This window comes from Pseudomonas sp. P9_35, assembly GCF_034008205.1.
Lineage (GTDB): Bacteria > Pseudomonadota > Gammaproteobacteria > Pseudomonadales > Pseudomonadaceae > Aquipseudomonas > Aquipseudomonas kilonensis.
The window spans coordinates 984379-999066 of sequence record NZ_CP125373.1; the positions used below are offsets into that span (position 1 = coordinate 984379).

The 14688-nt window shown below is 60.4% G+C and carries 7 protein-coding genes; 4 read left to right on the forward strand and 3 right to left on the reverse strand.

What is annotated here, in order from left to right; translation table 11 throughout:
• Positions 1–212 precede the first annotated feature (212 nt).
• Complete coding sequence (locus QMK47_RS04295) at positions 213–7271, forward strand: TcdA/TcdB pore-forming domain-containing protein (RefSeq protein ID WP_320389839.1); 7059 nt, start codon at positions 213–215, stop codon at positions 7269–7271.
• Positions 7272–7283: 12 nt separating this feature from the next.
• On the opposite strand, the gene QMK47_RS04300 is transcribed toward QMK47_RS04295, so the two are convergent.
• Positions 7284–7880: a MarC family protein gene (locus QMK47_RS04300; RefSeq protein ID WP_003186248.1), complete on the reverse strand. Its 597-nt coding sequence runs from the start codon at positions 7878–7880 to the stop codon at positions 7284–7286.
• Between the two features lie 246 nt (positions 7881–8126).
• Between QMK47_RS04300 and QMK47_RS04305 the strand changes: the two genes are divergently transcribed.
• The 3 genes from QMK47_RS04305 (at position 8127) to QMK47_RS04315 (ending at position 10324) form a co-directional block, all read left to right on the forward strand.
• Complete coding sequence (locus tag QMK47_RS04305) at positions 8127–8903, forward strand: hypothetical protein (RefSeq protein ID WP_320389840.1); 777 nt, start codon at positions 8127–8129, stop codon at positions 8901–8903.
• Positions 8904–8963: 60 nt separating this feature from the next.
• Positions 8964–9692, forward strand: coding sequence for a hypothetical protein (locus QMK47_RS04310; RefSeq protein WP_320389841.1), 729 nt, complete (start codon positions 8964–8966; stop codon positions 9690–9692).
• 98 nt (positions 9693–9790) lie between these two features.
• Complete coding sequence (locus QMK47_RS04315; RefSeq protein WP_320390507.1) at positions 9791–10324, forward strand: hypothetical protein; 534 nt, start codon at positions 9791–9793, stop codon at positions 10322–10324.
• Between the two features lie 29 nt (positions 10325–10353).
• Here QMK47_RS04315 and QMK47_RS04320 read toward each other — a convergent pair whose 3' ends face one another.
• Both QMK47_RS04320 and purD read right to left on the reverse strand, forming a co-directional pair.
• Entirely contained in the window at positions 10354–13128 is a 2775-nt protein-coding gene (locus QMK47_RS04320) for a hybrid sensor histidine kinase/response regulator (protein ID WP_253471352.1), read from the reverse strand.
• A 99-nt stretch (positions 13129–13227) separates the two neighbouring features.
• Entirely contained in the window at positions 13228–14523 is a 1296-nt protein-coding gene (purD, locus tag QMK47_RS04325) for a phosphoribosylamine--glycine ligase (RefSeq protein WP_253471354.1), read from the reverse strand.
• Between the last annotated feature and the right edge of the window lie 165 nt (positions 14524–14688).

Consider the following 14688-nt stretch of genomic DNA (forward strand, 5'->3'; position numbering starts at 1 on the left):
TGAAAGCCTTCCCATTTGAGTTGTTGGTTTTCAAGCGTTAGTTTGCGTGCCTGATAAGTTGTCGGTGTGCGCTTGTCAGTGCTTGGCAAACGCTTTAGATGTCGCCAGGTTGCAAAATATTAAATTGAATAAATAGGTCGCCAGAACACGTGCTGGCGACGGCGTTGTTATAGGCCTGTTTTTTAATGGAACAGGCCAAGGAGTGTCTTTTTATGCAGGAAGCAAACATCAAGACAGGCGACAGTGCGCTCGGCTTCATCAGCCTTTTCAAACTGGCCGACCTCGAACGGGCACTGTTGCCCTACAAGAACAATGAGCACTACGACGTGGTCATCCGTTATTACTTTGCCTGTATCGGCATGCCGGATTCCCACAGGCTGCTCGAGCCACTGGGGCTCTTGAAGCAGACGCTGGCCAGGCTGGTGGGCGCGCGCAGGGTCAAGCGCAGCCAGGAGACACATATCTCTGGCCCTGCCAGGGCGGGGATAGACCTGCCGCAGATATACGACAAAGTCGAACAGCATGAAGCGCGCCTGCAGTTCAGTGCCGAGCAGATGAAAAAATTGCCCGCGGAGGTGCCCAGGACGTTGCACTTCGTCTGGCTCGGCGGTGGCCTTGGCGACATTCAGCGCGATTACCTCAATGTATGGCGACAGGTGTTGGCCCGGCAGGGTTATACCTTGAATTTTTGGTATGACAGCGATGCACTGCTGGCCTGGCAAACCAATAAGCTTATTGTCGAGGCCGCCAAGGCCAATGTTTTTTTACACGACGTAGATGTGCGTATTAGTGAAATCGAGTTGGGGGCACTGTACAACGAACATGCCCTGGTTCTGAAACAACAGATGCAGGCCCATATCAATACCGCGGTAACGAATGGCGGATCCGCCGATGAGGCCCGGATCGATTTACTGACCCGCGCCTACGGTCAGGATACGCAAGTGCTGCGCCAACAGTTGGAACGCAATCGGCGCAGTGTCCTGGACATGGACGGCTTCAAGTTGCGCGATCTTGCCGCCGGCGCAGTTTCGCTGCAATTGCAGGAGGTCTATGACCGGCAGATGCGCTTGCTCGGCAATATGGCGGCAGCCTCGGATGTGGTACGCGCTGAAGTCCTGTTTGCCGAAGGTGGCAGTTATACCGATATCGACCACCTTCCGCCGTTATCGGCCACCCTGGGCGGCGTCGACATCAGCGGGTTTGGCCAGGATGCCCGCCTGGGCACCCTGCAATTGCTGCTGAACGAGAACCCCGGATGGATGCCGAGCCGCCAGGCCTCCTCCCGTTATCGCGTGCATATTCCTGCCGAGCATCTGCCGGCACTGCAAGCGTACGCGCGAAGCCGGCCAAGCTTGAGCGAGGTCTTCGAGCTGCCGACGGAGCGGTTGGCCCGACCTTTCGCGCTGCGGGCCTTGAGCATGGAAATGTCGTTATCCAATGCCTTCCTGATGGCCCATCCGGGCGCTGAGATGCTTGAAAGCGTGATCGATCGTCTGCGCGCCAATCACGAGTTGATTGAAGCGTCGGTACAACTGGCCGCCCAGCGCGATGTGACATTGAGCGACGTTGCCGGGATGTTGGCTCTGGTGGAAGAAGTCTTCGAAAAAACCAATGGACCGCTGAGCCGCCTGCCGATGGGCGAAGTGCTCAGGGCGATCGCGCGAATATCGGGAGTAGCGACCCACTTCGGCGACGGCATTCGCTTCGAGAGCGAAGGCACCGTCCATCTGACGGGCCCCGGCGCCATGCGCGACGGCATGGCCGACTATGCGAACACACACTTGAGCGCGGAAGTTGCCAGCACGTTACACAAGGAGGCGGGCATTGCCCCCCACCTGACGGTCAATGGCGCCACAGAAGAAGAGCAGGATCACTCCTGGAAAGAAAATGGCAACCAACCCGAAAAATGGGTCAGCGACGAGCAGGCACGCTGGCGTGAAGGTCAGTACCGTACGCGCTACAGCGGCGATATCGCCCAGTTGCTCAAGCATTCGACTGTTGAGTTCCAGCAGGGCTGGCCGCTGATCGAAGGCCGCGCCGTGCTGCTGACCGATGTGCTGGAGCGTTTGGTCGAGGGGCTCGGTGAGCCGTTCATCGAGGCGATGAGCCGGGGACACGATGGTGAGATTCGCTTCGACAAGCCGCTGCCCTTGAGCTTCGATGATCGCCAGCGTATCCGGCACCAGCCTGCCGATGCACTGGTTCCGGTGTTCCTGAGCGATGCAAAGATGCAAAGCCTGGGGATCGATGACGTACTGGGCGAGATTGCCAGCGGCTTGCGGCGCGTCATTGAGGCCAGCCCTGTGCAAAGGTTGTCGCTGGGCGTGCTGCTCGGCTTGGAGACTCTGGATAACCCGCATTTCAACGCGGCTACCAGCGCGCTGGAGAACCTGGCCAACAGCGTTGCCGAACAGGCTGTGGCCGGCCGTTACGCAGTCATCGAGCGGCAATTGTTCAAGCGCAAGGCGCCAGGGTTCATGAACGGCCTGGCGAGCGATTTGGCGGATGTGCCGCTGTCGTCCGACAGCGCGCTGGAGCTGAAGAAAACCGCTTTGAAACAGGCGCGGACGCTGTTCCAGTGGGGGCGTCATGTCGCACGGATCCAGAAGGTGGCAACCCTTGAGCATCGCCTCCAAGTGGTCGAACGCTCCGGGCAGGTGCTGGACGGATTCGGCCACACCGGTGTGCAAATGGTCCCCCAGGATTTGCTGCTCAACGGCGATGGCGAGGCGATTGGTGGGCGCTGCTATCCCTTGGCGTTGGTGATGAGTGCAGCGCTTGCCCAGGGTGACGTCGCCTCCGGGCACTTGCGCGAGCGTTTCTTCCTGGCGGTGCTCGAACCCGGGCAAGCCGACTCCCAGGCCTTTGTGCAAAGCCTGGAAGCTCTGCGGGACGTGTCGCTGGGCGAGGTGGGTACGCGGCTTGGCCAGGCGAGCCTGGACCAGGTCACTGCCGCACTCGAAAGACACGTCGCGCCCCGTACGCTGATGCTCAACTCGGACAACCATTCGATGCTGGTGGCCAAGACCGCCAGCGGAGAACGCGCCAGCTATCATTTTTTCGACCCCAACTTTGGCCTGTGCAAATTTGATCATGTGGACGGGCTGCAACGTGCGCTGGAACACTTTTTCCAGACCGAGGGCATGGCCCGCTATTACGTCGCCTATGGTTCTGAAACTCGACCGCAATTTGATCTGATCGACCTGCACAGCGCAAAGATCTCGACCTTGGAACTGTCTGACGGTTTCACGGTGGAGCACCTGCTCAAGCCTGATCCCTTGCCAGGAAAACCGGCGCTTGAGATTCGCCAGCGCTTGAACAGGGCCTATGGAAAATCCCTGGTCGACAACTCGCACCTGGGCAGCAGTTTGCTGGCGCTGGACAGCCACTGGTGGGGCCAGCAGATCGCCCAGGCAACAGTCGATTTGCAGGACTTGCATGGTTCGGCGACGCCGCTGGTGCCCTTGTTCGAAACGCTGGAAATCACCCCCGAGGGCAAATACCGGGTGAGCCTGATCGACCCCGCGCAACCGCAACAGTCGGTTCAGGTGCTCAGCGACGATCAGCGCCTGTTGCGGATCAAGAACTGGCTGTCGGAACAGTTTTCGACCCTGGCCCGCCAACCTGTGCAGAGCGGTGGCGTCCTGGATCCGACCGAGGCCGGCAGTGTCCATACCCTCAACGCCGGTTTCACCATCCAGGCCTTGATGAACGCCTTGCGCGGGCGGGAAGGGGATGACCGAACCTTGACCACTGCCGTGCGCTTGCATGCCTACGTCAACTACGCGCAGCTGGTGCACGGCAATGTCGTGGATGTGGCGGGGCTGGTGCAGTTGGTCCGCACTGCCCTGGCGGAAGAACGGCTCATTGCCCGCACGTGTGCGCCGGTCGTTGGCCAGGCGCTGGGGCATGCGGCCAACGAGGGCGTCGGCGCGGTGTTGGGGCTGGCCAATGTCGGCTTCGATATCTACCAGTTGAAGACTGCGCAAAACGACATCGAAAAAGCGCAATTCGGTACCCAGCTGACATTCGACTCTGCCAGCCTGGCCTTGACGGCGGGCGGTGTCGGGGCGGGGTTGGCCGGGGCATCGACCGCTGCGGCGGTGCTCGGTGGTGCGGGCGTGATTCTGGGTGGGGTGGCGGTAGGGGTCGCCGCCCTGGCCCAGGGATTTGCCACCATCGCTCGCGAGGCACGGCAAGTCGGTCAGTTTTTCGACGACCTGGAACAGGCCTATCGTGGTGACGCCTACCGCTACGATCACACGCTGGCCGCGTGGGTGGCACGTCCGTCACTGCTGATTAAAAGCATCGATCTGAACGACGGAACGTTGCAGCTCGACAGTCCAAGGCTGTATCCCTTGCATGATCATTTCGGTGTGCCGGGTTTCGATCCCGATGACGCGCGGGCCATCGATATTCGCCGGGAGCTGGGGCTACCCAGGCAGATCGGATTCACCCCGCCCGGCGGACAACCCATCGTGCTGCCCTGCACGCCGCTAACCACTTACGGCTATGAATACAAGGCGCTGCCCTTTGCTCGCTTGCGCCATGATCGCGGCTTCGACACGGCCCGGCGGCTGGAGAAGAGGCAAGCGGACGGCACCTGGCTGTTCTTGTTCTCGTTCTATTCGTTTCCGTCCGACTACATTCTCAATCGCCTGAACCCGGTGTATGGCGAAACGGTCATCCGGGTGAACCTGGATGCGCTGGAGCGGACGCTGGTGATTCCCGTGCTGCCAGACGCCTGGCACGGAAAGTTGTCCTATCGGCTCAGGGGCGCGGGTGCGCGCTGTACCGTGACGCTCAATCCCGGGGTTGATATCAGCCTTGTCGCACCGAACCAGATGTATTGCCGCTGGGTATTGCAGGCAACCTGGGCCAATGAAAGCGATATCCGAGTCGAGCCTTCCGGCGAGCTGTACATCGGCTCCGTCCATGTCAGGCGTTCCGGCGACCGGCAGGAAGTGCTGATCCGCACGGCCAACCAGTTGTTCAGCGTCACCCAGGGTAAACAGCAACTGGACCTGGTCGAGCAGACGGCGCCCGAGGGGCTTGATGAGCAGGCGTTGCTTGACCACTACAAGGACCTGGTGCGGGAGCATCGATTGGCGCTGCCGTATACGCCGGTCCAGCGTTTCCTGATCCCGTTCGAGGAGCCCGGGCAACCGCGCTACACCACCGCCTGGTATGACGCCCACGAAGACCGCTTCCTCTACATTCGCGACGACCTGGAAGTGCTCGGTGAGCCGCAGTTGTCGGTGGTCCTGGGGGGGGCTGCGTATTTCTACGACCCCGAGCAATTGCAGATATGGCAAACGGATTGCGCCACGGGCCTACTCAAGCGCCGTTACCTGTTGCTCATCCAGGACGGCCAAAGCACCATTCGCAGCGTCGAGGCGGATGCTCAGGGCGTGATTCATGTGGTGCAGGAATACCTCTTCGAGAATAAAACCACCCGGCAATACCGCTACCTGATTCATGACGGGCAATTGCTGTTGAGTTCCGTCACTTACGACACCGCGCCGCAACTGCAGGCGCTGCTGTTGACCAGCGATAGCCTGCCCGAGTGGTCGTCCGTACTGGGCGACTTTTTGCGGTTGCCCCCCGGGCCTTCGAATAACGGGGCGCCGACCGTCGATTGGCAGCCGGCTTCGTACGTTTCGATCTGCTGGACGATTGCGCCCGATTCCCGAGACATGGCGTGGGTTCGCAGCAGCGATCGACGCCTGATCCTTGCGCAACCCGCCAGGCCTCATCCCCGTGGCTGGGATGACTCGATCAAGAACCTGGACGGGTTGCTGCTATTGCCGATGGCCGACGACAGCGATGTGTTCTTCGTGTACCAACGAGTCATCTCCAACCAGACGCTCTGCCGACTGCGACGCAGCGTGTACGACGGTAGAGCGCTGTGGACCCAGCAATGGGTGCAGCCTGAGGGGCTCAAACAGATCCTGGCCGTCGACGGAGGCTATGTGGCGCTCGATGAAAACGGACGGTTCTTCAACCTGGCCGCACAAGGACCGTTGCAGTTTGCCGGCGTGAGTGAGCACTGGCTCAAGGGCCGTGCCCAGTGGTGGCAGGCGCTGGAGCCGTTGGCCAAGCGCTATCCGGACAAGGATTTCGCCATTGCCGGCCTGCGCAATGCCGCCGGTGACGGCAACCTGTGTGCCTGGTACGTGAAGCACCGGTTGCTGCTGTGCGATCCAGGGCTCGACAAGGAAGTTCGCGTGCTTGGCGTGACGCCCGACAATCAGTCGGTCTGGCTGTTCGAGCGATCGAGCGGTGAAGTCGTGAGCCAGGCATTCTTCGACCCACTGCAACTGGATCAGGCATTTGGCACCGGCGCGCTACTGTTGCCAGGCGCCAGTCTGCCGGCTTATCGGCGCGAGTGGGCGGGCTGGCGCTTCGCCGACGTCACGCCCGAAGGTAGCGGATTGCGCGGGACAAGCGTGGACGGCGTGTCGCTGGCGCTGGGTCATCAGGAAACGGCGACCGTCATCGGGGTCAACCACGCCTGGGTGCTCGCCCAAGGTGAGCACTTGATCGAAGCCCTCCAGCGGTTGCTGGACGCGGTGCAACATGCGGAGTTCGTGTCGGTGGAGTCCGAACCTGGAAGCCTGCAATGGTACGACGTGCAAAGTGCCCGGCTGCTGCGGGTCACCGGCAGGAACCTACCCAGGGACTTTACTTTGCTGGGCACGCAAGCGCAGGTGAACGTGCTGTTGCACGAGCATCAGGATGGGCGGGTGCTGATCTATCCGGACAAACGCAGCATCGGACCGTTCGATTACGTCCGGCGCAACGTGCAGGTGCTGGTGGTCGAGGGGGAGAAGGTCGGCCGCGATCTCTTGCCGCTGATTCCCGACGAGGTCAATCGGTTGATCCTGCGCATGGGGCAAGGCGCGGTGACTTGCCATTTGACAAGGGCAGTGTGGCTGAAGCTGGAGTCGGTCATTGTCGACTGTCGACATGCCCTGAATGAACCACCTGCCACGGCAAGCACGTTGGTCTGGGCTTTCGATGAGCCTGGAAAACTCGTGTTCGAAATTGTCCAGGCGCATCTGGTCATTGTCGATCCGGACAGTGAACGCTGCTTGATCTTGCGTGACGTGTGCTCCACCGATCCGGCCTTGCGCGGTGAGATATGCCTGGGCTTCAACGCCGCGCAATCTCGCCCGGTGTCGACGTTCGTGGCGCGGTTAAAGGACCTGGGGGCGACTGGCAGTGCAACCCTGCAGGAGCTGCTGGCGACAACACCGGTAGCAGAATAAACCGTCCTCCTTTTACGGCACCAGGTAGCCCTTCACCCCGGTAAAAATGATCTGCGCCGCCAAGGCGCAGACAAACAGCCCCATCAGGCGGCTGACGATCTGCAAGCCCTGGTCGCCGAGGATTCGTTCGATACGGCTGGACAGGTAGAGCACGACGCCGACGGTGAAGCTCGCCAGGGCGATGCTGATGATGGCCATGAGTTTGTCGTCCCAGTGCGGCTGGCTCACGCCCATTACCAGCAGGGCACCGATGGTGCCGGGGCCGACGGTCAATGGAATGGTCAGCGGGACGATGGTCACGTCCTGCTGCACGTTGTCGGTCTGCACGGCCGACTTGCCCTGGGCCATGCCCAGTGCCGAAATGAACAGCACACTGCCGGCGCCGATACGGAAGGCATCCACGGTGATGCCGAACACGCTGAAAATCACCCGTCCGAACAAATACAGCAACACGCTGGAGACCAGCGTCGCGGTCGCGACCTTCCAGGCCAGGCGGCGTTGTTCCTTGCGCGAATAGCCGCGAGTCAGCCCGATAAAACACGACAGCACGAAGAAGGGGCTATAGAGCACCAGCATCTTGAGGTACACGCTGAATAGCACGTGGAGCATGGTTCAGACTCATTGCGAAAGACATCGCTGGAGTCTATCAGCCTCTGAATCGACTGTCGGCATTTGATTGGATGTAATGGCGGGGCGTTTTTTATTCGAAGGGTTGTTTTGAGTTTGTTTTATTAATGTTGCTGGGTTGACTTTTATTTTGAAGTTACAAGTCAGGTGTTGTTGTGCCTGATTGAGTTGGTTAGTGTGGGGTCGCAGGTCATGGAGTGACTTGCTTTATAACTTAAGGAGTAACTTATGAGTTTTGAAGTGTGTGATAGCAGTGTGGCCGCCTGTGTGGCGCGCCTGGAAAGTTATGATATTTATCCCGATGTCAGTCCCCGCTCGTTGTATTCGGGTGATATCGAGCCCCCTGCGAAGGGATCGGTTGTCGGTGAAGGCATCCTGGCCTTCGCCGGTGGTCTTTCTCCCCAGCATCAAGAAGACGCGCAGCATGCTTTTCTCTTTGCTTCCCTGGTCGCCAACAGGCAATACCCTCTCGAATCCCAAGGACGAGAGTGGTACTACAAGTTTGTTGAAGTCATGACGAATGCCGGTTGGGTCGCTACCCAGCGGTTCTATGATGACCTGAGCATTACCGGTAACACCGTGCGGATGGACAAACTGGTGTTGGACATCCTCGCGTCCGTAGTGTCGGGTATTGCCCTTGGAAGCGCGGCTTCGGCGTTGCTGCTGAAGGTCGCTGACAGTGCGATTACTGCCTTGCAGAAGAAAGAAAAGACGCTGACTCTTTTTGAACGAAACTTGCTGGAGCATGGGGTGGGCGGAATGGCGGCCGGTACCTGTGTCGAGATTGATGGTGAAGTCAGCATGTTGCTTGGCACCGTGCGCTTTATCCGGCGCAACAGCGCGACCCAGGTCCTGTTTGCAGATTGGAGCAGTCGCGAAGTGAAGTTGTATAAAGGTGAGTCGGTTTTCAGGAAAGTTCCGAGTATTGTCGAGCGCACCCGGGGCATCATTATTGGCAGGTTGGGTAATCATGCCGTAAGCAAGATCGAAGAATACGAAATCTAAGCTTCATTTCAATAAGGCAGCCGGAGGGTCGGTTGCCTTTTTTTCAAAAGGAATAAAAGCATGGACAAGGCATATTCGGTTTTTGTTAACGCGGCGGCGATTGTTTTAGTTCCCTCCATTGTGCGGGACGCGGCAATTGACGACCTGATGAACTCGGTCTTGCTCGCGCAATTGGTGGCTAACAAAAATCTGCAACGCCTACCAAGCGCTGATTGGTACGGTAGTTATATGGACGTCCTGGGTGTCGCCTGGATATCAGGTGCCAAGCGGCGAAAGGACCTGCTACCGAAACAAGAAGGGACCAGCTCGCCATTGGAGTGGGTTGCAGCAATACCCTTGGACGATCGTCCGGATCAGCAACAGCAGATCATGGCGGTGTTGGACCGTGTCGCAGCGTTACCCGGCTCGCTGCCAGCGCTGAGTATCCTGCGCAAGCATATGCAAAAACACAACGAACCTGATCCGCCGCAGAGCCCTTCATCGTCCAGCCCCGTGCGCTTGTTGGTGATCGTGGCGCACAGCCCTGTTTCGATGGCAGGTGTCTATTTGCAATTCGACACAGTGAAAGTGATCGAGGCCAATCCTTGGAGGCAGTGCTTTGCTGGCAAAGACATCGACGGCTGTGTGACGGCACGTTATTTCCGCGTGCAACTGAGCGAAACATTGTTCGCCCCTGCCCGTGAGGTTATCGCCCGTAAGGTTGCGGCTGTCGTCGGCGACACCATTGCCGATATCACCAAGGCTATCGATGATGCAGGTGTTCTTCCTGCCGAAGAGGTCTGCAGATGAGGGGGCCGATTCCATCTGCCGCAGTCGTTGGCGGCAGTGTCGTTTCGTTCGCTGCCGGTCTACCTGATTCCCATCGGGAAGATGTGTACTTGAGCACGATGTATGCGCAACGGGCCACCTGGGCGGCCTATCGCGACGGGTTGTCTGGTCACTGGTTCGACTATTACTGCAATCAGCTCAGATTCCTGGGCTGGGACGTACCGCGCCCGCAGACGCTGCCGGCCATTGAAGGTCCGATGGGGGTGGGAGCGACACAACATATCGAGGCTCGTCTTGGCGAAGCTTTTCACGCCCCGGCCAGTGGTGCGTTGGTGGCATTGGAGAGCAATCCCAAAGCGCTAGAGCTGTTCGAATCAACCAGCCTGTCGCGCGACACAGGCATTTTCCAGATGATTCCCTGCGTGCCGAACGGCATCCATCGAATTGCAATGGGCGTCTATCACTGCCAGTTCCAGCTGCGTCGACAGACGTCTCGATTCTTGTTCATCGAGCGCGGCGACTGGGTGCGCAACAGTGTCGAGCGAATGACCTTCATCAACTTCAATACGCTGTACTACGCCACCTTCAGGGAAAAGGTAAAACGTTCGGTGATGTCCCAAGCGTCCACCTACCTCAGCGCCCTGGAACTCTGAGGCGTGCTCTCCCGCAGGCTTGGCTCGGTTCAATAAGTCGATGCAGTCGGTTTTTGCTGATCGCGCTGGGCCACCCAGTGTTCGATCAGCTCACGCAGCTGCGACAGCTCCACCGGCTTGGCCATGTGGCCGTCCATCCCGGCCTGGCGGGCGCGTTCCTTGTGCTCGGCCAGGATGTGCGCGGTGAGCGCCACCACGGGAGTGCGGGTCCGCTGGTTGCCCATTTCCCAGGCGCGCAATTGCTGGGTGGCGGAAAACCCGTCGAGGATCGGCATTTCGCAGTCCATCAGGACCAGGTCGTAACGCTGCTCCTTCATGGCCTTGAGGGCTTCTTCGCCGTTGCTGGCGGTGTCGGGTTGCAGGTTGAGCTTGCCGAGCATGCCACGGATGACCTTGGTGGAAATGCTGTTGTCCTCGGCCACCAGGATGCGGAAATCGCTCGGCACCTTTACCGGTAGGGGAGGGCCGGCGTTCACCTGCACATTCGTCGCCTGGCCCCGGTTGCGCTGGTTCAGCTCGTCCGCCAGGGTGGTCTTGAGGGTATAGCCGGCCACCGGTTTGGCGAGGATGCGCTTGACCCCGCTGTTGCGTGCCACGATCTTGCTCGGCGCGTTGCTGATACCGGTGAGCATGATCAACAGGATGTCGTGGTTCAGGCTCGGGTCTTCCTTGATCTTGGCCGCCAGTTGCATACCGGTCATGCCTGGCATGTTCTGATCCAGCAACACCACGTCGAAATAATCGCGCAGGTGCGCCTTGGTGCGCAGCAGCGCCAGGGCTTCCTTGCCCGATGGCACGGCGCTGACGTTCAGGCCCCAGGCGCTGCACTGTTGCACCAGTACTTTGCGGCAGGTGTCGTTGTCGTCGACGATCAATACCCGCGCCCCTTGCAGCGGGCCATCGAGGTCGGAAGTCGGATGTTCGAGGCGATCCGGGTCCAGCGGCAGGGTCAGCCACAAGGTACTGCCCTGGTTGCTGCCGCTTTTGATGCCGAATTCCCCGTGCATCAGGATGATCAACTGACGGGCGATGACCAGGCCCAGGTTGCCCCCCAGGCGCGTGGCCGACAGGAAGTTCTTGCTGTGCAGTTCGGCGTGCATCAGCGTGTCGCGCTCTTCGGCGTCCATCGGCGTCCCGCTGTCCTGCACGGCGATGCGCAGGCGCGGCTGATTGCTGCGCTCGTCGAGGGCGACGACGATCAGCACTTCGCCCTCGTCGGTTTTCTTCAGGGCGTTTTCCAGCAGGCTCAGCAGCGCCTGGCGCAGCCGCGTCGGGTCACCGCTGATCACTCGCGGTACCTGGGGCTGGATGAAACTGATCAGCTCGACATTCTGCTGTTCGGCCTTGGCACGGAAGATACTCAGGCAATCCTCGATCAGTGCATTGAGGTCGAACTGCACGTCGTCCAGTTCGATCTGCCCGGATTCGAGCCGGGAGATGTCGAGGATCTCGTTGATCAGGGTCAGCAGCTCATTGCCGGCGCTGTGGATCGTCTGCACGTAGTCGCGTTGCTTGACCGACAACGGCGTACCCAGCAGCAGCTCGGTCATGCCCAGCACGCCGTTCATCGGGGTGCGGATCTCGTGGCTGATCTTGGCCAGGAACTCGGCCTTGGCATTGATCTCGGCATTGCTCGCCGCCAGGTCGCGGCTGATGCTGAACCGGCTTTCGTTGATCGAGCGCTGGCGCTCGCCCAGGGCGACACTCATCAACAGGCCGCTGATGCAGATGAAGATCAGCAGGGTGATGATCAAGCCCTGGGGAGCAACCTCCGTGAGCCCTTGCAGTGCCGGAAGGATAATCAGCGTGCCCAGGTTGAAGACCACCATGGCCGCGACGAACAGCCGGGCCGGGCGGTAGCCCTTTTGCCAGTGCCAGGCGCTGACGAGCAGCATGCTCAGGCCGGCCAGGGCCACGAGGGCGTAGGTCATGATATTGAGCGGCAGCGTGTTGACGAACAACAGCAACAGGCTGCACAGCATGACGAGCACGATGTCCCCCAGCAGCAGCCGATTCAACGGGTGCGGCCCCAGGGGTGCGAAGAAACGGTAGGCGAACATCAAGCCGCAGGGCGCAGTCAGCAACAAGGCCAGGTAGGCTCCGGGCGTCTGGACGGCTGGCCAGTCGGGCAGCCAGGGTCCGGCCAGATTCAGCAACAGCGCCAGGCTGAGCATCAGCAGTCCTTCACAGGCTGCCAGCCACAGGCAACTGCGTGAACGGGTGTAGGCATAGCGGGTGAGGTTGTGCAGCACCAGCATGGCGATGCAGCCGAACAGCAACCCATAGATCAGTGTCTGGTTCTGATCGGCCGCGGCCATGACTGCCGATTGCAAGGTGATGTAGGGGCGCAGTTCATGGCGCGAGGACAGTCGCAGGTAGACGTCCAGCGATTTGTCGCTGCGCGGCAAGGGCAGCATGAAATCGCTGCTGGGTACCGCAGGTTCGGTGTGCGGCGTGGCATTGCCGCTGACTTGCTGGTCAACCAGGGCGTCGCCGTCCAGCACGTAGAGGTTCAGGCGCGACAGGTCGGGCGCGAAGATGCGCAGGATCTGTTCATGCCGGTCGGGGGCCAGGCGGAAACGCAACCACAATGCCCCGCCGGGCTCGGCGGCCTTGAGGCGGTCCAGGTCGATGGGGCTGAATTGATTGGTGTAGCGGGCAGAACGGATGTCGCTCAGCGTCAGGTCGCCCTGTTCGTCGAGCAATACCGCCCAGCCACTGCCTGGCGCGGCCTGGGCCGGGAGCATGCAGAGCAGCGTCAGCAAGGTGACGGTAAGGCCTATGGCAATCCTGAGCCAGCGCACGGCGAAATCCCTTCGTAGGTTGATGCCAGATTATAACTATGCGCGGCGCCGGAACAGTCAGGCAAGGGCCGCAGACCCTTGCCTGGCTGAATGGCTGGGTTATTCCAGATTTTCGCCACGCTCGCGGGCAATGGCGCGGTAGCCAATGTCCTTGCGGTAGAAGCAACCTTCCCAGTCGATCTCGGCGGCAAGCTTGTAGGCCTGCTGCTGAGCTTCGTCGACACTGGCGCCCATGGCGGTGGCGCAAAGCACACGACCGCCGGCGGTGACCACTTGCCCATCCTTCAACGCCGTGCCTGCATGGAAGACCTTGCCTTCCAGGCGAGCCGCGGCCTCCAGGCCCTGGATCGCGCTACCCTTGGCGTAGTCGCCCGGGTAACCGCCAGCCGCCAATACGACACCGACGCTTGGACGCGGATCCCACTGGGCTTCGACCTTGTCCAGTGCCTGGGCCAGTGCGGCCTCGACCAGCAGGACCAGGCTCGACTGCAGGCGCAGCATCACCGGCTGGGTCTCAGGATCGCCGAAACGGCAGTTGAATTCGATGACTTTTGGGTTACCAGCCTTGTCGATCATCAGGCCAGCATAGAGGAAACCGGTGTAGACATTGCCTTCTTCGGCCATGCCGCGCACCGTTGGCCAGATCACCAGGTCCATGACGCGCTGGTGTACTTGGGCGGTCACCACCGGGGCCGGGGAGTAGGCACCCATGCCGCCGGTGTTCGGGCCGCTGTCGCCGTCACCGACACGCTTGTGGTCCTGGCTGGTGGCCATTGGCAGGACGTTCTTGCCATCGACCATGACGATGAAGCTGGCTTCCTCGCCGTCGAGGAACTCTTCGATCACCACGCGGGAACCGGCGTCACCGAAGGCATTGCCGGCGAGCATGTCGCGCACGGCGTCTTCGGCTTCGGCCAGGGTCATGGCAACGATCACGCCTTTACCGGCAGCGAGGCCGTCGGCCTTGATCACGATCGGTGCGCCTTTCTCGCGCAGGTACGCCAGGGCCGGTTCGATTTCGGTGAAGTTCTGGTAGTCGGCGGTCGGGATCTTGTGACGCGCCAGGAAATCCTTGGTGAACGCTTTCGAGCCTTCCAACTGCGCGGCACCGGCAGTCGGGCCGAAGCAGTCCAGGCCACGGGCGCGGAACAGATCGACCACACCGGCGACCAGCGGCACTTCCGGGCCGACGATGGTCAGCGAGACGTTCTTCTCGGCGAAGTCGGCCAGTTGTTCCAGGGCCAGCACGTCGATGGCGACGTTTTCGCATTTGGCTTCGATGGCGGTGCCGGCATTGCCCGGTGCCACGAAAACCTTCTGCACGCGTGGATCCTGAGCCACTTTCCAGGCCAGGGCGTGTTCGCGGCCACCGCTGCCAATGATCAAAACATTCATTTCAAAAACCTCGGATGACGCTGATTCTGTTGAGCATCGCAGAGATGCTTTTCTGTGGGAGCTGGGCTTGTGTGGGAGCAAGGCTTGCCCGCGATAGCATCACCTCGGTTTGCCTGATGGACCGAGTTGCCTGCATCGCGGGCAAGCCTTGCTCCCACACCCACC

Bases quoted from the DNA above. Each gene is read 5' to 3' on its own strand.
- QMK47_RS04295 (WP_320389839.1), top strand. From the start codon at position 213: ATGCAGGAAGCAAACATCAAGACAGGCGACAGTGCGCTCGGCTTCATC.
- QMK47_RS04300 (WP_003186248.1), bottom strand. From the start codon at position 7,880: ATGCTCCACGTGCTATTCAGCGTGTACCTCAAGATGCTGGTGCTCTAT.
- QMK47_RS04305 (WP_320389840.1), top strand. From the start codon at position 8,127: ATGAGTTTTGAAGTGTGTGATAGCAGTGTGGCCGCCTGTGTGGCGCGC.
- QMK47_RS04310 (WP_320389841.1), top strand. From the start codon at position 8,964: ATGGACAAGGCATATTCGGTTTTTGTTAACGCGGCGGCGATTGTTTTA.
- QMK47_RS04315 (WP_320390507.1), top strand. From the start codon at position 9,791: ATGTATGCGCAACGGGCCACCTGGGCGGCCTATCGCGACGGGTTGTCT.
- purD (WP_253471354.1), bottom strand. From the start codon at position 14,523: ATGAATGTTTTGATCATTGGCAGCGGTGGCCGCGAACACGCCCTGGCC.